Below are 23,453 nucleotides of genomic sequence, written 5' to 3' on the forward strand. Positions count from 1 at the left end.
TGCTTGTGAGTGTTAATCTGAGAGTGGGTCATGAAGATTCCTGCTTTCTTGTCTGGTTGCACTAACAAGAATAGGTCTTCATGGCCTTTTTGGTCTAGTCGCTAAGGTGTTGCACTTGAATTGTAAACTGGGGTGCTGATCATAGTGTTGTTAAAGCGCCGTAAGAAGCAATAGTTTTGGGTGTAGCCTGGCATTGGCGTCGTTGACGCAGATTGCCAGGTTTTGCTATAAGAGTGGAGAGGAGGGGGGATTATGAGCATACGCTGGCAAAAATGGCTTTTCATGCTGATTGGGTCACTACTGTTTGTGTTGTCATGGGTCGCATCGGCGCCGACGCGGGTTGAAGCTGCTGACTATGACGATTTTACCGTTGCAAGTTATGGAATCCCCACAGACGTCATCCAAGTCATGCTTAATAACAGCATTGACCAGAATGGCAACCTCGCTTCAAAGGATTTTAATACGGGAACCCTCACAGTCGGTGACGTTGAGAATTTCAAGACGATCAGCTTGGCAGATATTACCTATGACGCGGATGGAAATATGGTCTCTGGCGACCCAGATGATCAGCCGACTGACGATACCGTGGTCGCTACGGCAATCAAAAATGCGGTTGATTCAGGGTCAAAAGACAACATTGATCTTGCTCGGGATGGCTATGCGCAGAACACTAACGATGTGGTCACGGTCGGTTCCAGCAACGAACCAGCGACATTATTGACCAGGACGATTACGATTGACACTCATGTCGAAAAGCCGTGGGTCAATCTGCTATTCCAGATTGTGGCTAGCGCAGATAACGCAACGCTCGCTGATTTAGATGGTGTCACCTCCCTGATTACCGACAGCTCAACGGCGCAAAGCGTGATGGCGTTGTTTCAGACGAATCGTATGACGCACCTAGATCATCTAATTGCGAGCCATGACAACCTAGGGGACCTTACGCAGATTTTGTATAACTTGGCGAAGAGCTACCAAACCTTATTTGGTGTCACAGACTCACAGCGTATTACCAAGCTTGACCTGTCAAATAACGGCATTCCCACTATTCCTTGGACGATTGACTTTCCGATTCAGGCTTATTTGACGGATTTGGATCTGTCTGGGAATACGATTAATGTCGTCACTGATAGTCTTCAGGCAGTGATCAACACCGTGGTTCTAACGAACCACGGCACAGGGGATATGTCTGGTATGCCCCGGGACGTCCAAAATGGGATGGACTGGCTGAAGACACTCTTGAATAACACGAATGGGACCATTGTGTTGGGTGAAGCCTTGAATAGCATCATCATGCAAGAGGTGCCGAGTCAAATCAGTCTGGCAGCGATAATAGCGAATTACGAAAACATGAATTCCCAAACGGCGAAGGCGATTTTGGCGACTATCGTAGACAACAGCAGTGTGATTACAGGGCATAATCGAGACATCGCCTTTAACTATTTAAACGAAGCAATTTATGGGCCCGATTTTCTTCAGGTGAGCGGTAGTTTGAAATTTTCCGTGCCGCTAAGCGCGCTTTCTGACCCGCAACCGACCGTTGATGCCCTCGTCATTGCGGCAGTACTGTGGCCAGGTGGTACAATATCCGCCCAAATGGATGACTGGACCGGCCCGACCGCCTTTAATGCCAGTTTAACTTTTAGCGGGACGAATGCCTTTCGTTCCGCTTCCGACGGGGACTTTACGCTAATCCCAAGTGCCCAAGCACAGACATTTTACAGGAATAGTACTGGGGCGGTGGACACCCAGACCGTCACATACGGCGGTACCAGTGATTCAACGAATAACGCACTTTCGAATTCGGTGGAGCTGCTGATTGATAAGGCTTCAGCTGGTTTGATTCAGCCAGGTTCCGCTTATTCCACCGTCATCACGTGGACAATTGGCAATTCGTTGTCAGCCCAATCACATTAGATCATGAGTCAGATGTAGCCAGTGGCATATCGCTGTTTGACTATGGGATCCCGGATCAGGTCATTGACGTCACATTGAACAATAGTGCCTGTCCGGATGATCAGGCTCCAGCCTTCAAGCAGCAGGAGGCCACCAATTTTACAATCGCTGATGTCCAGCAGATGGCGACGATTAATCCGGCTCCGGTGCGCGCCGCCTGAAATGATACGAGAAATCCGGTTGCCGACAGCCTTTAATGCTAGTTTTACGTTCATCGGGACTAATGCGCTGCATGCGAAGACGAGTCAGGCTGTTATCTTAACACCAACGACAGCACTGGACATGTAGCCCTTTTTACGTCAACCCAGCAACGGATAAAAAGGTTGAAGGGCAGGTCGCCTATGGGGGCTCTAAGGCGACAAATCTGGTGCATCTGACAATTGATAATGCCTCGGCGGTCTTAATTAGGCCGGATGCCGCTCATGTCACGACCATCACCTGGACGCTGGCCAACGTTTCTTCGGTTGACTCGAGCTAACCCGTTTACAGTATAGTAGGCCAACCTTTGCGCTGGGGTCGGCCTTTTTGAATGATTTCGGGTATTCTGACTTTGATGATGAAAGGTGAGTTTGGCTAATGAAGAGATGCCAACATATGAACGCTTCCATTTTCTGAAATCGGTAGTTTGTTTGATGCGTCAGTGCTGATTCTTGTTATACTAATCCTAATAGTGGTGAAGGTACGTCTAAAGACGTAGGAATAACTGACTCGACAGGGCTGACTGCCGGGTTTTGAATAACGAGGAAAGGAGAATTTTGAATGCGGTACTGGAAACGAGTAGTGGTGCTGTTGGCGACCATTTTACTGGCAGTGATTTGGACTCACCCAGCGATCACTCAGGCAGATGATGCCTCAGCCACGTATGATCAATTCCTCCTGACCGACTATCATATCCCGGCCGATGTGGTTCAGGTCATCATTGATAATAGTCGCTATGCGGATGGCGATACGCCTGCGCAAAAGCACCAGACGCCGGCCAATTTCACCGTGGGTGACGTGGCGCAGCTCGAAAGTGTCAGCTTGGCGGATACCACGCGGACCGGGACCGGCGCGTCAACGTCCAAGCCGGATAATACCGTGGGTCAGTGGATCGCCGGTGCGGAGGACATCAGCGCTTCCAGCAAGGGCTCAATCACCCATGCCGTTGATATCAACCCGTCAGTTTATAGCGCGAACGCTGCCGGTACGGTGGACGCAGCCAACGGGTCGCTTGCCACCAAAACGCTGTTTGTTAAAGGGGCGAACGAGTATCCGGCGGTCAATTTTCTGTTCCAGATCATTGCCAGTGCCAAGTCGGCGACTCGAGTCGACCTGACTGGGGTCACGGCCCAGGTCTCTGACAGCAACAAAGCCCAGATGATTCTTTCGCTGATGCAGACTGATCGGTTGCCCAATCTGCGCACCCTGACGTTGGCCCATAACAATTTAGGGACGCTGTCGCAGACCTGGCAACTGAATGGCACCTTGTTTCACGTGACGGCTGATCAACGCATCACGGAAGTCGACTTGTCCAATAACAATATCGATAACTTTCCCTGGGGGTCAACGCCGGCAATCGCCGCTACTCTGACCAAGCTCGATTTGGCGGGCAATCCCATGACCGTGATGACGGATATGCTGAACGGCTGGTTGGCCTCAGTGATCAACAATCAAGGGGAGGGCGATGTTTCTGGCGCCAATTGGAACACCTCGGACTATAACACCCTTCACGACTTGATCCCTTTCCTCAATGTGGAAACCGGCGGGTTGGTCCTTAACGACGCTTCTGTGAACGCGATTTTCCAACAGGCGCCTGACGAGATGGGACCCGCGGCCATCGACCACTACAAATCTCAGTTAACGGTGGCATCGGTGCAGGCATTACTTAATAAGAATACCAAGATGTCGACCACTCAGCGGCAAGCGCTCACGAATTTTGTGAATGATGGCGGGGTCTGGCCAACCAGCACCCCGGATCGTTTGACCGTTGGGGGGCGGCTGGACTTCGGCGAGATCTCACTGGATTCACTCGCAGGGGATCATCTTGCGCAAGGCGCCATCACCCTTACTGCCAGCTTGAATCCTAAAATGGGAATCTACGTGTCGATGAGTCCGTGGACCATGGATGGTGACCCCAGCGCGACGTTCAACAGTGTGCTTCAGTTGGGCGCCAATTCACTGCGGTCGTCGACGGTTAACGTGACCTCAGGCGCTGCGCCGAGGTTGTTCTACAATAATTCGACCGCGGCTGTTGAAGATAACATCAGCACGGAGCTGGCGAACATTACGATGAGCATTCCCTCCCCGGCCACGCCGATCAAGGCGGCACAATACCAGTCGACAATGACTTGGACGATTGCCAGCTCCGTTTCGGATGCGGCAAATTAATGTTATGCGCGGCCTCGCCGCTGAGCAGCGATAAACCGGTCCCGTACGCCAGGGCCGGTTTTTGTGTGCGCGTTGAGTGCGATGCTGCTTTGTGTCTCGGCGAGCCGGCGCGGTCCTAGGCAGGTTCGTCGTTTTTTTGATGGGGCGCGAATTTGACGTGATTGGGTGATTACTTGCGAGTGGTGCCGTTCACCGCCTGCCAACCGGTGAGACCGAGTTATTTTGGCGATGGCCGAAAAAAATGTGACCACATGGCCGTTTTGCCTGAAAACGCACACGACAAATTTAAAAATATGCGCGGCTAGAAGCGAAAAGCCATGCGGGGCAAGGGGTTGAGTAAAATGTGGAAATATGAAAAAGGTAGGTACAAACTTTTTCGGGGGCTATGTGAAGTAATATTCTGGTCAAATTTGACCAATCGCCGAAAAGCCTTGTGGGCAAAGGGCTTGCCAAGCTGATTGCGCCAATTTTTAAATATGTCGTGTCCGTTTCTCCGAGAATTGGGCAGAAGCGGGTGAATTTTTTCGGCTGTCGGTTCTGCGTGGTGAATTCACGATTTACGAGGAGCAAGCTGAAACCCCGTGACGATCTCGCTGCAGCCGGGTCTGGCGCGGCAGCCGCCGCGCCGGCCGGTTTTGCCAACAGCGCGCCTGGGCGCATTGCCTCGTGTATTCTCGGCTGCGGGTCAGGGCTGTGTACGTCATCGTCATGCTGACTATTTTGCCGATGCTGGTGAGCGTGCTCGCAATGCGATCGCGCCTTTTTCGTCCGCGGTGAAGGCGGCGGTCGGCGGCAGTAGGCCAATCGGCCTGAGCCGAAACGCAGGGCACCCAGAGCCTGGCCACGCGTAAAAAAATATTTGGCGATTGGTCTAAATCAAAAGCAATAGGGGAATAAATTTGGCGGTTAGGTACCCATTAATTGCGTGGCCGAGTGCCGCCTTACCGGCGGTCGCGCCGCTGGCCGTGAGAGGACTGCCCCGAGGGCAGAACAGCGCCACCATTTTGAACACATCGAAATTTAATCCTCATTAAAACGGCCAAAGAGGTTCCCCTGGTGTTATGCAATCGGCTGATAGTGGTCTACCAGAACGCTCGGCGAAGGCGGTTGACAGGGTTTTCGGCCGCGGGTAAGCTATGGCCAGTGTAAAATTGGTATCTACCAATTCTCAGACGACGTATACCAATGTTGGGGTAGACGGCTTTGGATGAGAACGAATTGAAGGGAGGATGGCACGATGTGCGGGTTAATGGGCCACTGGCGGCGTTGGGTATTGGCGCTGCTGGTGGTGAGCGCCGGTGTGGGACCGGTGCTCACCGTCGCTGCTGACGAGGCGGTGGTCGGGGACTTTGATGCTGCACCAACTATGGTGCAACCCGGGGATGAGGCGGATTTGTTCCTCTATAACGTCTTTCTGACGGGCGATCACAGCGCTGATTCCGCCGATGCAGAAGGCGGAATGGCGATTCAAGGCGACTCGAAGATCCCGGCCATTGGCGTCAATCACTCGGCCGGGCATTTCAACTACGGGGCGATGTTCGGGAACGTGACTAACGGAGTCGGGCAGGAGCTGAACCCCCGTAACAAGCTTTCGCTGCTGATTGGCGGCCAGATCCATAGCTATTCGGGGAAGCTGTCCGCGCAGGTGATTGGGACACCCGGCGACCCAGGAAAACTTGGTGCGCGCGGTTGGTTGGCCACGGCGGCGACCGCGCCCTATTGGTTTGATCAGCCGCAAGTCGAAACGCAGGCCGGGGTGAAGCTGATGACGCCAGCGCGCCTCACGCGGACGTTTGCCCAGCTGACCCAGCAGGAGCAAGCGATGACCGCACGGCTTGACGCTGACGTGGCGGCCACCAGCGACACTGGGGCTGTGTCGGCTGGGGACTTGACCCTGCGGCCGAGCCAGGCGGACCCGCATGTGTACGTGGTGTCCGTGAATCCGCCGGCGGGCAGCGATACGGTGGCGATGCCGCAGGTGGGCGAGATGGATGCTTTGATTGATGATCCGCAAACCAAGGAGATCATTTTCACGACCACCGCGGCCAAGGTCGTTTTCGACCAAACGGCCATGTATCACGGGCAGGTTTTGGATATCAACGACAAAAACGGCCCGGCGACCAAAGTAGCCAGTCGCGTGCTGTTCTATCTGCCCAACGCGACGCAGGTCACCAACTACACCGGCGCGAACCACGCCGCGCCGGACATTCACGCCAGCGCCGCAGGGCCGGTTGGCAAGAACGGCGAGGACCTGTACGACAAGGCTTATTTCGACCAGTACACGAAGGCAGCGACCGCGGTGGCCGGCAGCCTGGTTGCCCCCCAGGCCACAATTGTTTGGAATTCCGGCAACATCAACGGTTACGTGTTCGCCCATGCGCTCCACCAGCGCGGCGGCGCCGAGACCCACAATTTTTACAATCCGTGGCTGGCGGCCACCGATCTGACCATTCACAAAATTTGGGCTGACGATGCCAATCGGGACGGAGTGCGACCAACGACACTGACCTTCAACGTCTTTTCTGATCAGCAATCGGACCCGGTGCGGGTCATTCAGGTGGCCGCCGACCAGAGTGCGAGGGAGCAGGCGGTCAAAGTGACTGGACTGCCGAAGTTCACGTCGGCCGGTCAGCTGATCCATTACCGGGCCGAAGAGGTCCTGCCGGCCAATGGCGGCTACACGGCCGTTGCTGGTGCAGACGGCCTGACGATCACCAACACGCATCAGCCCGCTCAAACCGAGTATCAGGTCAAAAAGCGGTGGCGGGACTATGGGCCAGACCACCGCCCGAGCGAAGTCGCGGTGCAATTATACCGCGGCGATTCCACTCAGCCGGAGGCGGTAGGGGCGCCGGTAACGCTGAAGGCCGAAAACCAATGGCAATACACCTGGACTGGGCTGCCCAAGTTTCATGATCGCGGTCAGGCGTCTCGCTACTTTGCGCGGGAAGTTCGGCCTGGCGCCGGCTACACCGTCGCCAGCGACGACACGCAGCCCCGCCTGACCACCCTGACCAACACGTATCGACCGACCGACTGGCATCTGCGGTTGCGCAAGGAAGCCGTGGGAACGCACGCCGCGCTGCCTGGGGCAACGTTTTGGCTGGGCCAGACGCTGGCGGGTGGCCAGGTGGCGGCAAAAGACAGTCAAACCGCGACCACCGATCAAAGCGGGCAGCTGACCTTCGCAGCACCCTTAACGTTTCGCCCGAACACCACGTATTATCTGCAAGAGATCCAGGCGCCGGCTGGGTATCAGCTGAATCGCAAAGTCACCAAAGTGGTGGTGACCGCCGCGGATTGGGCGGGGTCCGGGCACGCAACTGAAGACGGCGACGGAACAGCGGCTTACACCGTGACCGTCGATGGCCATGCCCTGCCCCTAGATCAAACGGACATACTGACGCTGACGTGCAAGAATCAGCCGCAGCCGGTCCTTCCTCACACCGGCGGCCCCGGTTTCGGGCAGTGGCGACAACTGGCCGCCTGGGGCCTGGGTTTGGCAGCCATACTGAGCCTGGCCACCTGGGTGCGGCGAAGGGTGGTGACGAGTCATGACTAAACACTGGTTGCAAGGGCTCGTGGCTGCGGTGCTGGTGCTGATGGGCTTGGCAGCCGCGCCAAACCAGGCGGCTGACGCGGCGACAGTGAGGATCCACGGCGAACCGGGCGTCACTTTTGCCGCTTACGACGTGACGGAGCCATACTGGGCGCTGGGCGGCGGGACCCACGCGCAATCCCGCATCGCCAAGGGCATTTGTGGGCGCAAAATCGTCCAAGGGAGCACCGACCGGGCCGGCCGCATCGACTTTCCGGGCTTGCCGCGCGCGCAGGCTGGCCGCCTGGCGGTGTACAAATTCGTTCAGGTGCAAGGCCCGGCTGGCCAGCACAGCCAAACGATGGTCGTGACCCTGCCAGCGCTGGGCGACCTTGAGCTTTATCCGAAAAGTGCCGTCCGGCCGCGATTTGGCGGGCAGGCCTTTCGCAAGGTCGATGGCACGACTCAGCGCGGACTGGCCGGCGCCGTGTTCGTGGTTCAAAATCTCGCCGGCCAAACCCTGACCGTTCATGGGGACTGGCGGGCTGGGCAGCACCTGGCTGCGGACCAGTGGCGCCACCTGGAGTCTGATCACGGTGGCCGCTTTGTCATTGACGGGCTGGTGCCAGGCCAGTACCGCCTGGTTGAGGTGCGAGCCCCCCGGGGTTATCAGGTGCTCAATGTGCCGGTTGCCTTCACGGTCCGGGCAGGGGTGACCGCCGCCGACACCGCACCACTGAAGATTGCCAACCGGCCGAAGCGGGTGGGGTTGCCGCAAACCGGCAGCGTCTGGGCGCTGAGCCTGACTGCACTTGGGGCACTGATGCTGGCGCTTATCGTTGCATTGAAAAAAGCCCCGCAGAGCCGCAACTAGACGCTATCAAGTGCCGCGACAGGTTGAAGCCAAACGTTCACGCGCTCGACATGGCAGCAGCGGCCGCGCACGAACTCATCTTGGCAGGTGTTTGCATATCGTAAACGACTGTATTTTTCTGAATTATTACTAAAATTTGGCAAAAAAGTAATAATGGACATTTAAAATAATAAATAACCCCAGTATCCGATACTATTTGTATTCATGATAGAGGCGTTGCCCGGCGTCACCCCAGCTGCCCGCCGCGCTGGGAATCTTCCCTCTGAAGCAGGGACAGAGATGAATAAAATAGTTATCTTGATCAACAAATCTCGACACGCAGGGACCTATATCGACCCAACCGAATGGTCAAAAACCGCAAACTGGCGGCATATATTCTCAAAATGAAAAATTATTATGATATCTGTGAGCCTGGGACCTCGTTATTGATGTGCCAAGCTTTGCCGATGTTTATCTGCGGTAAGTGATGGTATATTTATAAAGCCCATTTATGGGCATATTCCAAATCAGACCAGCATAAGCATTACCCCATAAAATATAATTTGAGGGTTTGACCACACGTGGTCAAGCTTTCACGCTGTTATCAGTTTTCAAAAATCATCCTTTGCGATAATCGAGTTGATATATTTGGTGAAAAAGCTATACTGATTTTGTTGCTAGTGAAGGTTTCGGGGGAAGCCTTGACGGGAGTGTCGTGACCTCGGTTGCGAGGATTTGATCCGCGTGTTTGAGCGATAGGCAACATGGCGAATCCTAGGTATCTGGGAGACGCTTTTTTTGTTCATTTGGTTGATAGCCGCTGATCGCGGTACTGGTTTCATACCGGCGGGTACGATGGCGAACCTGACTCATTGATTTCACGAGCCAGTTTTTTTCACGGGTACTAAAACGACGCGGCCGCTTCATCACGAAGCAGTCGCGCCGTTATTGCGCTACTTTTCAAAGACACACTCACCGTTGCTGGCGATGATCTGCTTGTACGTCTCAAAGCTGTCCTTCTTGCTGCGAGCGAGGGTGCCGTGGCCCTCGTCGTCGCGGTCAACGTAGACAAAGCCGTAACGCTTGCTCATCTGGCCGGTGCCGGCGGAGACGATGTCGATTGGGCCCCACCAGGTGTAGCCCATGATGTTGCAACCGTCCTTGATGGCCTCACCGATGGCCTGTACGTGCTGTTTCAAGTAGTCCGCGCGCTCTGGGTCGTGAATGCTGCCGTCAGGGGCGACTTTGTCCTTCATGCCCAAGCCGTTTTCGACGATGAACATCGGGCAGTTATAGCGGTCCTGAACCAGGTTGCAGATCCAGCGCAGGCCGAGTGGGTCGATTTGCCAGCCCCAGTCGGTGGACTTCAGGTACGGGTTTGGCCGGCCGACCACGCCGCCGGTGTCGCCGTAGATCGGCGTGCCATCGGCGTAAGTTGAGGAGCGGTAGTAGGAGAAGCCGAGGTACTCAGACGGGTAGTCGTGGATCAGCTGCAGGTCATCTGGGCCCATGTCGAGCTCAAAATGGTGCTCCTTGAAAATGCGCTTGGCATAGCCGGGGTACTCGCCGCGCAGCTGAACGTCGGCGGAGATAAACGTGCGCCGCTGCAGCTGCATGGCGCCGAACACGTCCTTGGGCGCCGGGGTCGCCGGGTACACGGCGGCCTGGCTGAGCGACAGCATGATGCCCATGTGTGCGTCTGGCATCAGCTGTTTGGCCAGCCGCACCGCCTTGGCGTTGGCCACGTACATGTTGTGCTCGGCCTGGTACATCTGCTGCGTCTTGTGGTCGACGTCGCCGGTGACGTCGATCGCGGCGGCCGCGAAGGGGATGGTATGGGTATTGTTCATTTCGTTGAACGTCATCCAGTAATGCACGGTTTTGCCGTAGCGCGTGAACAGAACGCGGCAGTATTTTTCGTACAGGTCGATCAGGTGGCGGTCGGTCCAGCCGCCGTACTTATCGTGCAGCGCCAGCGGGGTCTCGTAGTGGCTGATGGTGACGAGGGGTTCCATACCCAGCTTGTGCATGGTCGCAAATAGGTCGTCGTAGTACTTCAGGCCGGCCTCGTTGGGCTCGGCTTCTTCGCCGTCGGGAAAAATCCGGCTCCAGGCGATCGACGTCCGGAAGCAGTTGAAGCCCATTTCCTGCATGTACTGCAGGTCGCCTTGGTAGCGGTGGTAAAAATCAATGGCCTCGTGGTTCGGGTAGTACTTGCCAGGGATGGGCTTTTTGTCGATCTCGCCGCCCAAGCCGTGCGGGGTCACATCGCTGATCGACGGGCCCTTGCCATCCGTCTGCCAGGCACCTTCCGCTTGGTTCGCGGCAATGGCGCCGCCCCACAGAAATCCTTTAGGAAAAACACTCATAAGTTCTGCCTCCAAGAATAGTTAATGCGCCGAATACACGCTAAGTTCATTTAACCACTGATGGAAGCCGCTTTCAAAACAGGTTGCAAAGGGCAGCACACGAAGCCCTTATGCGACTGGCCTCATCCTGTAATGATTCTACCTAAGAGTTGACTCACCGGCCGCGCGTAGCTGCTGCCAAACTTATCCAGGTACACCATGAGCAGGTATAGCCGGTAAAAGTCGAGCCGTTTGCCCGCGCCCGGTTCGAGTGGTAGGTCCGCCGCATAGGCCTGGTAAAAGCGGTCGTTGAAGCCGCCGAACACGGTGGTGATGCCCATGTCGAACTCACGGTCACCATATAGCGCCGCCGGATCAATCAGCGCAGGCTGGCCATCTGCCGTGAACATGAAATTGCCGGACCACAGATCGCCGTGCAACAGGACGGGCTGACTTTTGTGTGTCGCCAGCGCGGCAACAATTTTGGCGCGCGCCTGCAAATACCGAGCATGGTCGTCAGCGTTCCACAGGCCTTTGCGCGTCAGTGCCTGATCGAGCACGTCCAGGCGGTGATCGACAAAGAGTGCTTTCCAGGTATCGGTCCACGCGTTGTCGAAACTGACTGAGGTGCCGGCATAGGGCTGATCGAAGCCGAAGCGGCCAGTCGGACTATTGACCTGATGGAGCTTGGCAACTAAATGACCGAGTGCCGCCTTGTCGCCAGTGCCACTGGTCATGTAACTCAGCAGTAAATAGCCGTCGCCAGCGATGGCCCCATTGTCCAACACGTGCGGCGCGTTAATGCCATTGTTCTGGAACGCGTTCAAACCGGCGATTTCACCGGCGTAAAAACTCGCTGGTTGACCTGGCTGCACCAGCAGGAACAGGTTGCGCTTGGCAGTGTGCAGGTGATACGCCTGATTGACGTCGCCGCCGTGAACGCCTTGATACGAAGTTACTGGCTCGATGGGGAGCTGTGCGAGCCATTTTTCATCCATTCCGATCACCTCGCCTCAATTCTAACGCGGAATAATAAAAAAAGTGCTGAGCGGGCGGCTCAGCACGGTGCATTATCTAGGTTAATCGGCGTGACGCCAGCTCTTGTCGGTGAGTATGCGCGCGCAGGCGAGCCCGAGGGGCAGCGCCACCACGACCATCGCGGCCTGGACCAGCCAGGTGCCGCCGACATCGAGATTCGAAATGCCCAGGTTAAACATCGCCCGGTACATGTAGAGACCGGGCACCATGATGACAATAGCGGGCACGGTCAGTGAAATGCGCGGGTAGCCATTTTTTGAATTGACCAAAGACGCCAGCAGGCCGGACAGCAGGGCGCCGAGAAACGCAGCGGCCGCGGCCGGGACAGTAAAGCCAACCAAAGTCAGGCGCAGCGTGTTGGCGGCAGCCCCGATGATACCGGCGGTCGTGGCCATTTTGACCGGACTGTTGAACATCAGCGAGAACCCGAAGACCCCGCAGAAGCTGGCCACCAGGCGCAGGCCGAGGAGCGGCCAGAAGCTTAGCCCCAGCGGCAGAAAGTTTTCCGGCCGCAACTGGATCAGCATGGCGATCACCCAGCCGGTCAACGTCGCGACCACGATGGTGAGGATCGCGAACGTGCCGCGTTCAAGGCCGGAACGCATGTCGAGTTTTGCCATATCCAGCCCTGAGGTAATGAAGGGAAACCCGGGAATCACGAACAGCATGGCGCCGATGTAGCCGGCCTCGTGTGCGGCCGCGACATGAAATACGAGCTGCAGCAGCGCGAACACACCAGCGTAGGTCAGGCAGGCAGCGGCCACGCCCACAGAGACGTTGGCGAACAACGTGATGTGGCGGTCGAGCATTAGGCGCCGGACATAGTTGCCCATGCCGGCACCGAAGAAGGCGCAGAACATCTCGATGGGGCCGCCGCCGAGCAGAAAGACGAAGGCCGCACACGCCAGTGCCGAGGCCAGACCGACCTGAAGCGGCGTGTAATTGCCGCGCTTGTTATCGATTTTATCCAACTCGGTGTGAAGCTGGTGGACGGTCAGGTTGGTCAGGGTCTCGGCGAAGTTGTTGACGAAAATTTCCATTGCGTGGAGCTTGTCAGTGTTGACCCCGCTGTTGGGCAGTGACATCGTCTGCGAGTAGTGGTGGCCGTGCTCAAAGCAGGTGTATTCGATTGAGATCAGGCCGACATCGGCAGCGCAGGTGAGCCCCAGCGGCCGAGCAACGCTGTTCATCGCCTCACGCACACGCCACGCCCCGGTGCCGGCGCCCAGCAGCATCAGCCCAACGCGGCCGACAATGCTGGCGCGCTCAGCCAGACTGGCCTGCGTCACCAGCACCTCATCGTCCTTGACGAAGTTGTGCCAGTGGATTGTCATGTGATGGTGGCCGTCCGGCACCAGGTCGGACGGGGATGCTTGATGCTGTGTCATAGTCGCCTCCAAAAAACTTTAGCGTTAAGGTTACCACCGAAAAGTGTGAGGTGAAAGCTTTGAGGGCATATTATCGGAATATTAGCGGTATTAGTTCGGACAATATTTGGTCTGGCAGTCCTTTAAAAATGGCGGCCAGGCGAACTTGTTCCAATAAAGTGGTCCTCGCTGGGTTGGACGCAGTTTCTTTTGTATTGATATTGCCGGGACAGTTTCTCGAAATTCATATCGGCGTTAACTGTGATATACTTATGCAAAACTAATAGGAAATGAGTGGGTTATAATTTAATGAAGGTCGTAAAGAACTATTTGTGGAACGCCGGGTACCAAGTGTTCATACTGATTGTTCCGTTGGTCACAATTCCGTATATCACAAGAGTACTTGGGCCCTCGGGTGTAGGCGTCAATTCCTATACAAATTCGATTGTACAATATTTTATTCTTTTCGGCAGTTTAGGCCTAAACATATATGGTAATCGTGAAATTGCTTATCATAAGGACGATGTTAAATCCAGATCTAGTATTTTTTGGGAACTAACTATTATTAAATTTTTATCTATATCAATCGCAATGGCTGCCTATTTACTATTTATTGGCTTTAGCGACCGATACAGAATTTTCTTTTTGATACAGGGAATCATGCTAATCGGCACTGCTACTGATATTTCATGGTTCTTCCAAGGCATGGAAGACTTTAAAGTGACGGTAACAAGAAGCACCCTTGTTCGCATACTGTCTCTTGTTCTTACGTTTGTGTTTGTTAAAACAAGTGCGGACACGTGGATGTATATTCTTATTCTGGCTGTTTCTCAAACTCTTGGCTACTTAACATTATGGCCATATTTACGTGGAAGAATTGTTAAGGTAAAACTACGTGACTTGCATCTTAAGCCTCACATTAAACCGGCAGTTCAATTACTGATACCTCAAGTTGCAACTCAGGTATATCTGCAACTCAATAAAACAATGCTAGGTTCCATTGATGGAGTAAGCGCAGCGGGTTTTTATGATAATTCAGACAAGATTATTAAGTTGGTTTTGGCATTTATAACCGCCACAGGTACAGTGCTATTACCGCACGTGGCCAACAACTTTGCAAAAGGGAACCAAAAAGCTGTTAGGAGTTCTTTGCAACTATCAATGCATCTTATATTAGTGGTCGCATTTCCAATGGCTGCAGGAGTTATTTGTGTTGCACAGCCGTTTACGAACTTATTTTTTGGCCCCCGATTTGCCGTAGTTGCAACATTAATGAGTGTGGAATCAGTTGTAATCATCCTAATTGGTATTAGTAACGCAGTCGGTCAGCAGTATCTATTGCCTACTGGTCAATATTCTCCTTATACTACTTCCGTTGTATTGGGATCAATAGCGAATATTATTTTGAATATTCCTCTTATCATATATTTTGGTGTAGTAGGATCGGTCGTTGCGACGGTCGTCTCGGAGGCTGTGGTGACAGGCTATCAAGTGCTCAGAATCAGGCAACAAATCAGGGTGGCCAGTTTATTTTCAGAGACCTGGAAGTATGCTAGTAGTAGTCTAGTAATGTTGCTAGCCGTGTTCCTCATTAGAAATATGGGAACCGGAGACTTCTCGAAGGTGGTAATTCGTGTAATCACTGGGGTTATTGTTTATTCAGTCGCCCTGCTTTTACTAAGGCCAAATTTCCTAATCAGTCAGTTGGGTTCTCTTAGGGCCCGGTTTGTTAAGCGTTAAAGTTGCTAAATTTGGTTCTGAAGGGAGATTCATATTGACCAAGATTGGTGCGTTAGTTGTCACGTTTAATCGTCCGGAGAAACTTGTTAATACGCTTCAGTCGTTGCAAACTCAAACGACTGCGATTGAAAGCATATTAGTGATTGACAATCATTCATCAGACAACATTGCTAAAGAGAATAAGATCAATTGCGATAGCTTTAGCAATGTTGAGTATAAGTATTTGAGTGCCAATCTGGGGGGCGCCGGAGGGTTTGCTGAAGGATTGAAGGTTCTTCAGACTCTTTCGCTTGATTACGTTCTCGTCTCAGATGATGACGTTGTTTATTCTTCCGATTATGTTAGGCTGTTACTCGCTCAAGTCGAGGAGACCACCGGGACCGTTGTCCTTACTGGAACGGTAAAGAACAAGACTGACGGTAGTATTGAGTTGTTGCATCGTCGTCGTTTAGTCAGTGAGAAGCCATTTATCAAACAAGAATCAGTTCATCGTGATGACTACGCTAAAGATTTCCAATATGACGTTTTTTCGTTTATTGGTGTCATGATCCCTATGGCAGTTATCAATACCATTGGGGTTCCAAGAGCCGACTTCTTTATTTGGTTCGATGACACTGAATACTCACTGCGTATAAAACGGCACTATACAATTAGGAATGTTAGCGCCGCCGTCATCTATCATGATGATTCATTAAACTCAACGCATTCTGGCACTTGGAAAAACTATTACGGATTTAGGAACGAATTAACAGTCGAGTATGAGACGCAGCGCAGGCACTCGCTGGTTTTCACCTTAGCGTATTTTTTCAAGAATTTTCTGGCTATCCTACGTTCACACTACCAAAATAAGCTGTATGTATCAGGCTGTCTCTATAACGGAACAGTGGATGCGTATTTAAACAGACTAGGACTCAGTCCGAAATATAAGCCATAATTCTTGTTGGAAAATTTCTACCTTTAGTTTATTTGTTCACATCATAAAATTTTAGAGGGAGCAGTCATGGTTCAAGATGTATATGTAATTGGTTCAAAGGGGATCCCCGCGAGGTATGGAGGGTATGAGACTTTTGTCGAAAAGTTAACGGCAGGACGACAAAATAGAGATATTTCATATCACGTAGCGGCCAAGCGAAGCAACTCCAATCGTGGTTCAGAGAAGCGCTTTGTCTATAACAACGCCGATGTGTACAACATTAATGTCCCCAATATTGGGCCTGCGCAAGCAATCTATTATGATATAGCTGCTCTAAAATTTGCGATACAGGATGCAAAACAGCGTCAAACGAAAAATCCTATTTTTTTGGTTCTTGCTTGTCGGATTGGTCCGTTTATAAAACGCTATGTCAAACAAATTCACAGTTTAGGTGGCGCATTCTATGTGAACCCTGATGGGCATGAATGGAAACGTGCCAAGTGGTCATACCCAGTTCGGCGGTATTGGAAGCTCTCTGAATCTTTAATGATTAAGTGGGCAGACTTGGTCGTTTGTGATAACAGGAAGATTCAAGAGTACATTGAAACTGAGTACCCTCAATACCATCCATTAACTACGTACATTGCCTATGGCACAGAGCTGAAGACAAGCCATTTATCTAGCGAAGATACTGAGGTTCGTGACTGGTTCTCCAAGCATTCAATCAACGAGAATAATTACTATTTAATCGTTGGCCGTTTTGTGCCAGAGAATAATTACGAAACAATGATTTCAGAGTTTAAAAAATCCAACACCAAGAGAGAGCTAGTCATCATTGCTAATATTGAGGAAAATGCATTTTATCGCAAGTTATTAAAAGAGACGAACTTTCAAGATGATTCAAGGATTAAGTTTGTTGGTACAGTTTATAATGAACAGTTACTTAAGTATATTCGTGAGAACGCATACGCCTATTTACATGGGCATGAAGTAGGAGGCACCAATCCTAGTTTATTAGAAGCGATGTCTGCTACAAAGCTGAACCTATTAATTGATGTGGGGTTTAATCGAGACGTTGCTGAAGACTCGGCATTATATTGGACTAAGGCGCCTGGTAACCTTAGTCAGATTATCAATCAGGCGGATGCACTTGCCGATGCTGACATCAAGGAAAGAGCTATTCACGCTAGATCCATTGTACGGACTCGTTTTACCTGGGAGAAAATTATTAGAGAGTATGAGGCATCATTTACTCGCTTTGTGGTAAAAGAGAGGTGATCTAGAGATGAGCAACTCACATATTCATTCAGACTCTTCTGAACCAACACAGGTTTTATTTCTGCACGGCGGTGCTGAGATGTATGGAGCCGACAAGATTCTCCTTGAGATAGTATCAAATTTGAATCGGGAGAAGTTTTTGCCAATTGTAATCTTGCCTACTGCTGGGATTCTAACCAAGGCTCTCATTCGGGAAAACGTTGAGGTCCAAACGCTATCCTTTCCCGTCGTTCGGCGAAAGTATTTTAATGCATTGGGAATAATCAAGTACGCCATGGAATATTTTGGTGCTTCTCACAAAATTGGAAAAATAGTCAGGACTCGTTCGATTCCAATCGTACATGTTAATACAACCGCTGTGTGGGAAGGCGTCTGGCTATATTTATTTACTAAAGCCCGTATTGTCTGGCATGTACATGAAATAATTACACATCCTAGAATTGTCCATAAATTTGTGTGTTTTCTACTTCAACATTTCTCGGACGAGATTATTGCAGTTTCCAACGCAACAAAGCGACATTTGGTGGCAGGCGGTGTTGATGAAGACAAAATTCATGTAATTCATAACGGGATAAATGGCAGCTTGGTTACAGACGTGAAAAGTGTCCCGGCTTCCGAACGACCCGTGAGTGCGCGAGTAACGGTTGGTATGATTGGCCGAGTCAACGCTTGGAAAGGCCAGTCAGATTTCCTTGATGCAGTATTGCCAGTTCTAGGGAGTACTGCCAATGCGTATGCAATGATTGTCGGTAGCGCATTTGAGGGTGAGGAATGGCGGGAGCGCGAACTGGATGCTAGAATTTCCAATTTACCCATTGGGATTAAAGAAAGAGTTTCAAGGCAGCCTTTTCAGTCAGATGTGTCGAAAATATATGCTCAACTTGATGTGTTCGTTCTCCCCTCGATCTCGCCAGATCCATTTCCAACTGTCGTTTTAGAGGCGATGGCAAACGGGCTACCAGTTGTAGCCTATAAACATGGCGGGGTTCAAGAAATGGTTGTGGAGAACAAAACTGGTATTTTGGTTGAGCCCCATAATACTATTGAATTAGCTGCAGCTGTACAGAGATTAGTAGATGATAGAGAATTGAGAATAAAGATGGGCGAGAGTGCTGAACAGCGCCAAAAGCAGTACTTTGAGTTGTCGGCATTTGTTCGTGAGGTTGAAGCAGTTTATGAAGGTTTGATGTAGGTGAATAGACGTGAAAGATTTTATACATTTTCATAGTGGCCTTAACAAACGAGATAAGATTTTAATTCTTACGCGCACTTTGGAAAAGGTAGTAAGAGGTAGCTTGCGAGGGTTATTTTTTCACAAGAACCAAGGGCTACAGTTTATCGGCAGGCATGTCCAGATTACACACAGCTGGCGTATTCACTGTGGAAGAAACGTTAAGTTTGAAGATTACTCTGAAATTCATGGCTTGGCTGAGTATGGTTTAATATTTGGCAATAACGTGACCATTGGGCGAGAGACAATGATCAGACCTTCGAGCTATTATGGTAAAGATCTCGGAAAGGGTCTGAAGATGGGGGACGGTTCCTCTATTGGTCCGCACAGTTACGTCGGTTGCGCAGGCCAAATTGATATTGGGGAGAACGTTATGATTGGGCCGAAGTGCAGTTTGTTTGCCGAAAACCATATCTTTAGAGATTTGACGAAATCAATTAAGTCACAAGGCGTGCAACAAAAAGGAATTAAAATTTGTGATAACTGTTGGATCGGGAGTAATGTGATCATTCTTGATGGAGTGACGATTGGGTCCGGCAGCGTTATTGGTGCCGGAACAATAATTACGCACAGTATCCCAGAGAATTCTATAGTGCTTGATAAGAGAAATGAAGAAGTGAGAACTCGTCTGTGACTTTTTGGAAGATTGAAGTGAAATAAGCGTTCCGCTAATCTAGCTTTACGGAGGTGACCTCATGATAGAGCCAATCGATTTCGTGGTTGACTGGGTTGATGACACAGATCCTGTTTGGCGAAAAAAGAGAAGTAGATATCGCGCCGATACCGCTGAAGAGTCAGTCAGGTATAGAGACTGGGGACTTTTCAGATATTGGTTTAGAGCTGTCGAATCATATAGTCCATGGGTAAGAAAGGTTCACCTGATTACAGACCATCAAGTTCCTTCGTGGATAAATCGAGAAAATCCAAAATTACATTTAGTTAATCACGACGATTATATCGATGCTAAAGACTTACCAACTTTTAACAGCAACGCAATTGAACTACCAATGCATCGCATTGATAATTTGTCTGAGAATTTTGTATTTTTTAATGATGATTTTTATGTGAATGGCCCCGTTCGGCCCACGGACTTCTTCACAAAAGAAGGCGTTCCCAAAGATTCTGGCATTCTTTCTCCAGAGATTCCCATTGACAATTCCATTACTCATATCACTACCAATAACGTGCAGGTTGTGAATCGGTATTATAGCCGTTCAGATGTGTTAAAAAAAATCACGAAGTTTGTAAATCCTCGTTATGGAAAAGAAAATATAAAAACTATTGTCAGTCTGTTGTGGAAGCCAATTATTGGGTTTGATGACCTACACATTCCTATTTCGTTCACCCGTCAGGCGTTCGAGGAAGTCTGGAAATGTGATAGTAATGAACTTGATCTTACGTTAGCGCATAAATTCCGTGACGACGCTGACCTGAATATTTTTTTGATGCGATATTGGCAACTCATGAAGGGCGATTTTGTGCCTCGTCGGACGAATTTCGGCAAATATTACAATCTTTCGGACGACAATGCTGATGTCATTCGAGATTTAAAACTCGGGATCCATAAACTAATTGTTATAAATGATCAGTCAGACATTTCCAACTTCAGGCTTCAAAGTAAGATAATGCAAGATGTATTTCGCGAAAAATTACCTAATAAGTCCAGTTTTGAAAAATAAATTCTTTCATGCGCGAGAGGAATACTTATGCAGTCTATAGCAGTCTTAATTTCAACATATAATGGACAGGATTTTATCCTTGATCAGATCAATAGCGTGCTCAATCAGAAATTTGATACCAGTTCTTACCATTTAGACATTTTTGTGCGCGATGATGGCTCGACTGACAGTACTCCAAATATTCTCAAGCAACTGATGAAAAATCATTCCTGTATTCATGCTGAATTTCCAAATGTGAATTTAGGATTTGCTAAATCCTTTATCGAGTTGCTGAAAAGTGTAGAAGCGGACTATTACTTCTTTGCCGATCAGGATGATGTATGGTTGCCTAACAAAGTTGAATCATTTTTGAGAACAATGTTGGCTGCGGAGAGGCATTCTGTCATTTCTGGAGTTTTTTCTGATTCGTGGATTGCTGACCAGTTTGCGAGGAGTACAGGGAAAAGAGTTCTTGGCTATAGAAGAAATCTCATCAAAGACAATATATTAACTTTTGAACAGCAAATATTTGAAACATACGTGGCTGGGTCTTCACTGTTTATTAACCGCGCTGCTCGAGACAAAGTTGATGCATTTAATTATAATAGCTTGCCATCTGGCGAAGCGCATGATTATTTTATTGGCCTCGTAGTAAGCTGTTTTGGAGAACTGCACTATTTAGATCAACCAACGATGTTATATCGACAGACAGGCAACAATCTTTACGGAGCAAGAGATGGAAATGGAAGTTCAATATTTACGAGATTACGGGCCTTATCCAGTCGAATCGATGATGTTAAGACTGACATGAGGACTGCTAGTATAGTTGCAGGGGAGGACAAAGAGAAGAAAGTCTTAGTTGACGAATTGCGACAGGTTGTCAACAGGGAGGCCTCTTTGCTTGCGCGTATTCGGTTTTTCTACAAATATGCTCACTTGGTGTCACCTAAACACCCTTTCTTCATTCCAGGACTTTATTCACTTCTTATGAGGTAATTGATGATTCAAGATAAGTACGTGCTCACGAAAATATTGAACATGGGAGAAGGGAGAATATTGTGAAGACAGATAAGGGATTGGACTTTATCTATAAGATTGAATACGTAGTTTTTATTCTACTGGCTTTATTGCAAGTTAATTTCTTCAATTTACCTTTTATCCCTGATAGTCTGTTGAGCATTAACTCCAATATTGCAAAGCAACTAACACTCTATTTGGTTGTTTTTGCGTTCATTGTTTGGTTACCCTCGCTTTTCTCTTCACCTCGCTCTCGCAATATGATTTCGCTTTCTTTAAGCTCTGTTCTCCTAATCGTAACAGTCATCTGTCTCACTATACTCAGTTCACGTGCATATGGATCGCCTATTTTTCAAACCTTTAGAAATGGGTATTATTATTGGATCCCAGTTTATTTCTTTGTTGCAAATTTTCTTTTTCGACGTTATTCAGTGGAAATGGTTAAGTTAATCAAGGCTATCGGATATATTGATCTCATCGTAATTTTGGCCCAAGATATTCTTTTCAAATATGCAGGATTGATTATATTGAAACTAGACGCTTTTTCCTCTAATTCATTACTTACTACCGGTAGGCTACTGTTAGATGGGGATTTTCTTTTAGCCATAAGTTTTGTCATACTCTTTCAAGCCTCGCTGGAACATAGGCGATTACATATAGGCGAGTTATTATACCTATTTTTCTTTGCGGTCCATCAAGCCTTATTTGCGCAAGGGCGGGTGGGTTTTCTAATATTCTTAGGCATGTTGGCAGGTTATTTTGTATACCTGATTGTTAAATTGCCTTTTTTGCCTAGAATCATAGTCTTTGGCGTGTACTTGGTGGCTGCGATTATCGCCTTTGTTGAACTGTTGCGAAGTATGAATTTCCTGGGTGGTACAAGAGCGGCCAGCGGGCGTGTCAGGCTCTATGAAATTGATTATTTTCTAGGTATGTCGAAACTACATGGTTTTTGGGGAATTGGATTCTCTAATGATTCAAGCTTAATGAATGGGGGCCTTGCTTTACAGAACGTCTGGGGTGGTAAATACGCTATTAGCGATGTGGGTCTCATAGGATATCTGGGCATTTTTGGATTTTTGGGCATTCCGTTTATCATAAGCTACCTCGTCCAACTACTTGTACTTTGTCTTAAAAAAATGCATCTTGGCCAAATAATTATCGTCCTAGCATATTTTATCGGCCAATGGGGGACGCTCTTTCCCCTAAACGTCAGCCGCATTTTTCTTTTTTCAATCCTATCAGCACTTATAGTTTACTCAGCGAATTCTTTTCCAGTGGTACCAGCGGAGGTAGAGATGAAGAGCCATGAGGCCTATAGTTAGTCTCGTAATATCTAATTTGCCTAGATAAAGGAGAATCAAGTATGAACAGAAATCTGCTGACAGTTCGTTTACTTTTATGTAAGAGTGGGAATGAACGAGCCGCGATCTTGAAGCGCCTCAATTATTTTAAATCAATGGGTTCGCATTGTTACTGGCATCCTTTTCGAGTGCCAAGTGAAGGTAAACTTATCGTACTTCATTCAAACATCGCGGTGGCAGCGGGCGTGAATTTTATCACACACGATATAATTAGTTTCGTGTTTAATGGTATGGACTCGGCCAGTCACTATGAACCAACCTTCAATGGTATTGAGGTCTTCGATAATTGCTTTATCGGTGCTCATTCGGTGATACTTCCCGGGGTCAAAATTGGTCCTAATGCAATCGTTGGGGCTGGTAGTGTCGTTACAAAAAACGTTCCCGAAGGAGCAGTTGTTGGTGGCAATCCCGCAAAGATTATTGGTGATTTTTATGATTTAAAGCAGAGGCGGGCTTTGCCTTAAGAACCCCGCCTATAATCTTTAGCTCTTTATTTTTTGCTTTTAATTGTGAACATCATTCGTATCTGGATCATGTTCTTTATCAGTAATTGTTTTTTCTCTTCAATACTATGTTCGATGCATATAGCCTCTTGTTTAGCGTCAGCAGTGACATAGAGTAGTTCTAGCAGTTTTGGCAGCGCATCCAGCTTGAGATTTTTTTACCGTTTTGGCATGTACAAATAGGTCTTCGCGTTTGGGGAAATGCAGGCTGCGGGACTGGGCGCTCTTTTAATGAGATGATTGTTGGTATCAATTTAGTGGTACTAATAGACTAAGAAGGGA

General features: G+C 49.6%; 17 protein-coding genes. 13 read left to right on the plus strand and 4 right to left on the minus strand.

The genetic code is table 11. From position 1 onward, the window contains the following. Positions 1 to 252 precede the first annotated feature (252 nt). Complete coding sequence (locus tag JUE30_RS03695; RefSeq protein WP_203623679.1) at positions 253 to 1,917, plus strand: hypothetical protein; 1,665 nt, start codon at positions 253 to 255, stop codon at positions 1,915 to 1,917. An 8-nt stretch (positions 1,918 to 1,925) separates the two neighbouring features. Here the strand turns inward: JUE30_RS03695 and JUE30_RS03700 are convergent, their stop codons facing one another. Further along, positions 1,926 to 2,171, minus strand: coding sequence for a hypothetical protein (locus JUE30_RS03700; protein WP_203623680.1), 246 nt, complete (start codon positions 2,169 to 2,171; stop codon positions 1,926 to 1,928). A 544-nt stretch (positions 2,172 to 2,715) separates the two neighbouring features. Here JUE30_RS03700 and JUE30_RS03705 point away from each other — a divergent pair. The 3 genes from JUE30_RS03705 (at position 2,716) to JUE30_RS03715 (ending at position 8,735) form a co-directional block, all read left to right on the plus strand. Beyond that, positions 2,716 to 4,323, plus strand: coding sequence for a hypothetical protein (locus JUE30_RS03705; RefSeq protein ID WP_203623681.1), 1,608 nt, complete (start codon positions 2,716 to 2,718; stop codon positions 4,321 to 4,323). A gap of 1,237 nt (positions 4,324 to 5,560) precedes the next feature. Beyond that, positions 5,561 to 7,885, plus strand: a complete 2,325-nt coding sequence (locus tag JUE30_RS03710) for a Cna B-type domain-containing protein (protein ID WP_203623682.1) — start codon at positions 5,561 to 5,563, stop codon at positions 7,883 to 7,885. Then, positions 7,878 to 8,735, plus strand: coding sequence for a collagen binding domain-containing protein (locus JUE30_RS03715; RefSeq protein ID WP_203623683.1), 858 nt, complete (start codon positions 7,878 to 7,880; stop codon positions 8,733 to 8,735). The genes JUE30_RS03710 and JUE30_RS03715 overlap by 8 nt, the downstream gene beginning before the upstream one ends. Before the next feature lie 932 nt (positions 8,736 to 9,667). On the opposite strand, the gene JUE30_RS03720 is transcribed toward JUE30_RS03715, so the two are convergent. The 3 genes from JUE30_RS03720 to JUE30_RS03730 form a co-directional block, all read right to left on the minus strand. After that, positions 9,668 to 11,083 carry a glycoside hydrolase family 1 protein gene (locus JUE30_RS03720; RefSeq protein WP_203623684.1) on the minus strand — a complete coding sequence of 472 codons (1,416 nt, stop codon included), beginning with the start codon at positions 11,081 to 11,083 and terminating at the stop codon, positions 9,668 to 9,670. 122 nt (positions 11,084 to 11,205) lie between these two features. Then, positions 11,206 to 12,060, minus strand: a complete 855-nt coding sequence (locus JUE30_RS03725; RefSeq protein WP_203623685.1) for a fructosamine kinase family protein — start codon at positions 12,058 to 12,060, stop codon at positions 11,206 to 11,208. An 81-nt stretch (positions 12,061 to 12,141) separates the two neighbouring features. Then, positions 12,142 to 13,488: a threonine/serine exporter ThrE family protein gene (locus JUE30_RS03730; RefSeq protein ID WP_203623686.1), complete on the minus strand. Its 1,347-nt coding sequence runs from the start codon at positions 13,486 to 13,488 to the stop codon at positions 12,142 to 12,144. Between the two features lie 288 nt (positions 13,489 to 13,776). Here JUE30_RS03730 and JUE30_RS03735 point away from each other — a divergent pair, with 288 nt between their 5' ends. The 9 genes from JUE30_RS03735 to JUE30_RS11335 all read left to right on the plus strand — a co-directional run bounded on the left by JUE30_RS03735 (position 13,777) and on the right by JUE30_RS11335 (position 23,132). Then, positions 13,777 to 15,207, plus strand: a complete 1,431-nt coding sequence (locus tag JUE30_RS03735) for an oligosaccharide flippase family protein (protein ID WP_203623732.1) — start codon at positions 13,777 to 13,779, stop codon at positions 15,205 to 15,207. A 34-nt stretch (positions 15,208 to 15,241) separates the two neighbouring features. Continuing rightward, positions 15,242 to 16,141 (plus strand): glycosyltransferase, encoded by a 900-nt coding sequence (locus tag JUE30_RS03740; RefSeq protein WP_203623687.1) that lies wholly within the window; start codon positions 15,242 to 15,244, stop codon positions 16,139 to 16,141. A 66-nt stretch (positions 16,142 to 16,207) separates the two neighbouring features. After that, positions 16,208 to 17,398: a beta 1-4 rhamnosyltransferase Cps2T gene (gene cps2T, locus JUE30_RS03745; protein ID WP_203623688.1), complete on the plus strand. Its 1,191-nt coding sequence runs from the start codon at positions 16,208 to 16,210 to the stop codon at positions 17,396 to 17,398. Between the two features lie 7 nt (positions 17,399 to 17,405). Next, positions 17,406 to 18,590 (plus strand): glycosyltransferase family 4 protein, encoded by a 1,185-nt coding sequence (locus JUE30_RS03750; RefSeq protein ID WP_203623689.1) that lies wholly within the window; start codon positions 17,406 to 17,408, stop codon positions 18,588 to 18,590. Positions 18,591 to 18,600: 10 nt separating this feature from the next. After that, entirely contained in the window at positions 18,601 to 19,263 is a 663-nt protein-coding gene (locus JUE30_RS03755; RefSeq protein WP_239061353.1) for a DapH/DapD/GlmU-related protein, read from the plus strand. A 61-nt stretch (positions 19,264 to 19,324) separates the two neighbouring features. Then, positions 19,325 to 20,308: a Stealth CR1 domain-containing protein gene (locus tag JUE30_RS03760; protein WP_203623690.1), complete on the plus strand. Its 984-nt coding sequence runs from the start codon at positions 19,325 to 19,327 to the stop codon at positions 20,306 to 20,308. A 27-nt stretch (positions 20,309 to 20,335) separates the two neighbouring features. Next, positions 20,336 to 21,283: a glycosyltransferase gene (locus JUE30_RS03765; protein ID WP_203623691.1), complete on the plus strand. Its 948-nt coding sequence runs from the start codon at positions 20,336 to 20,338 to the stop codon at positions 21,281 to 21,283. A 62-nt stretch (positions 21,284 to 21,345) separates the two neighbouring features. Continuing rightward, complete coding sequence (locus JUE30_RS03770) at positions 21,346 to 22,629, plus strand: hypothetical protein (RefSeq protein ID WP_203623692.1); 1,284 nt, start codon at positions 21,346 to 21,348, stop codon at positions 22,627 to 22,629. 41 nt (positions 22,630 to 22,670) lie between these two features. Beyond that, positions 22,671 to 23,132 (plus strand): DapH/DapD/GlmU-related protein, encoded by a 462-nt coding sequence (locus tag JUE30_RS11335; RefSeq protein WP_203623693.1) that lies wholly within the window; start codon positions 22,671 to 22,673, stop codon positions 23,130 to 23,132. The last annotated feature ends 321 nt before the right edge of the window (positions 23,133 to 23,453 follow it).

Origin of the sequence: Lacticaseibacillus sp. 866-1 (genome assembly GCF_016861825.1) — a bacterium.
In the GTDB taxonomy this organism is placed as follows: Bacteria; Bacillota; Bacilli; order Lactobacillales; family Lactobacillaceae; genus Lacticaseibacillus.

Coding starts and splice junctions, on each gene's coding strand:
- JUE30_RS03695 (WP_203623679.1), top strand. CDS start 253: ATGAGCATACGCTGGCAAAAATGGCTTTTCATGCTGATTGGGTCACTA.
- JUE30_RS03700 (WP_203623680.1), bottom strand. CDS start 2,171: ATGAACGTAAAACTAGCATTAAAGGCTGTCGGCAACCGGATTTCTCGT.
- JUE30_RS03705 (WP_203623681.1), top strand. CDS start 2,716: ATGCGGTACTGGAAACGAGTAGTGGTGCTGTTGGCGACCATTTTACTG.
- JUE30_RS03710 (WP_203623682.1), top strand. CDS start 5,561: ATGTGCGGGTTAATGGGCCACTGGCGGCGTTGGGTATTGGCGCTGCTG.
- JUE30_RS03715 (WP_203623683.1), top strand. CDS start 7,878: ATGACTAAACACTGGTTGCAAGGGCTCGTGGCTGCGGTGCTGGTGCTG.
- JUE30_RS03720 (WP_203623684.1), bottom strand. CDS start 11,083: ATGAGTGTTTTTCCTAAAGGATTTCTGTGGGGCGGCGCCATTGCCGCG.
- JUE30_RS03725 (WP_203623685.1), bottom strand. CDS start 12,060: ATGGATGAAAAATGGCTCGCACAGCTCCCCATCGAGCCAGTAACTTCG.
- JUE30_RS03730 (WP_203623686.1), bottom strand. CDS start 13,488: ATGACACAGCATCAAGCATCCCCGTCCGACCTGGTGCCGGACGGCCAC.
- JUE30_RS03735 (WP_203623732.1), top strand. CDS start 13,777: ATGAAGGTCGTAAAGAACTATTTGTGGAACGCCGGGTACCAAGTGTTC.
- cps2T (WP_203623688.1), top strand. CDS start 16,208: ATGGTTCAAGATGTATATGTAATTGGTTCAAAGGGGATCCCCGCGAGG.
- JUE30_RS03750 (WP_203623689.1), top strand. CDS start 17,406: ATGAGCAACTCACATATTCATTCAGACTCTTCTGAACCAACACAGGTT.
- JUE30_RS03760 (WP_203623690.1), top strand. CDS start 19,325: ATGATAGAGCCAATCGATTTCGTGGTTGACTGGGTTGATGACACAGAT.
- JUE30_RS03765 (WP_203623691.1), top strand. CDS start 20,336: ATGCAGTCTATAGCAGTCTTAATTTCAACATATAATGGACAGGATTTT.
- JUE30_RS11335 (WP_203623693.1), top strand. CDS start 22,671: ATGAACAGAAATCTGCTGACAGTTCGTTTACTTTTATGTAAGAGTGGG.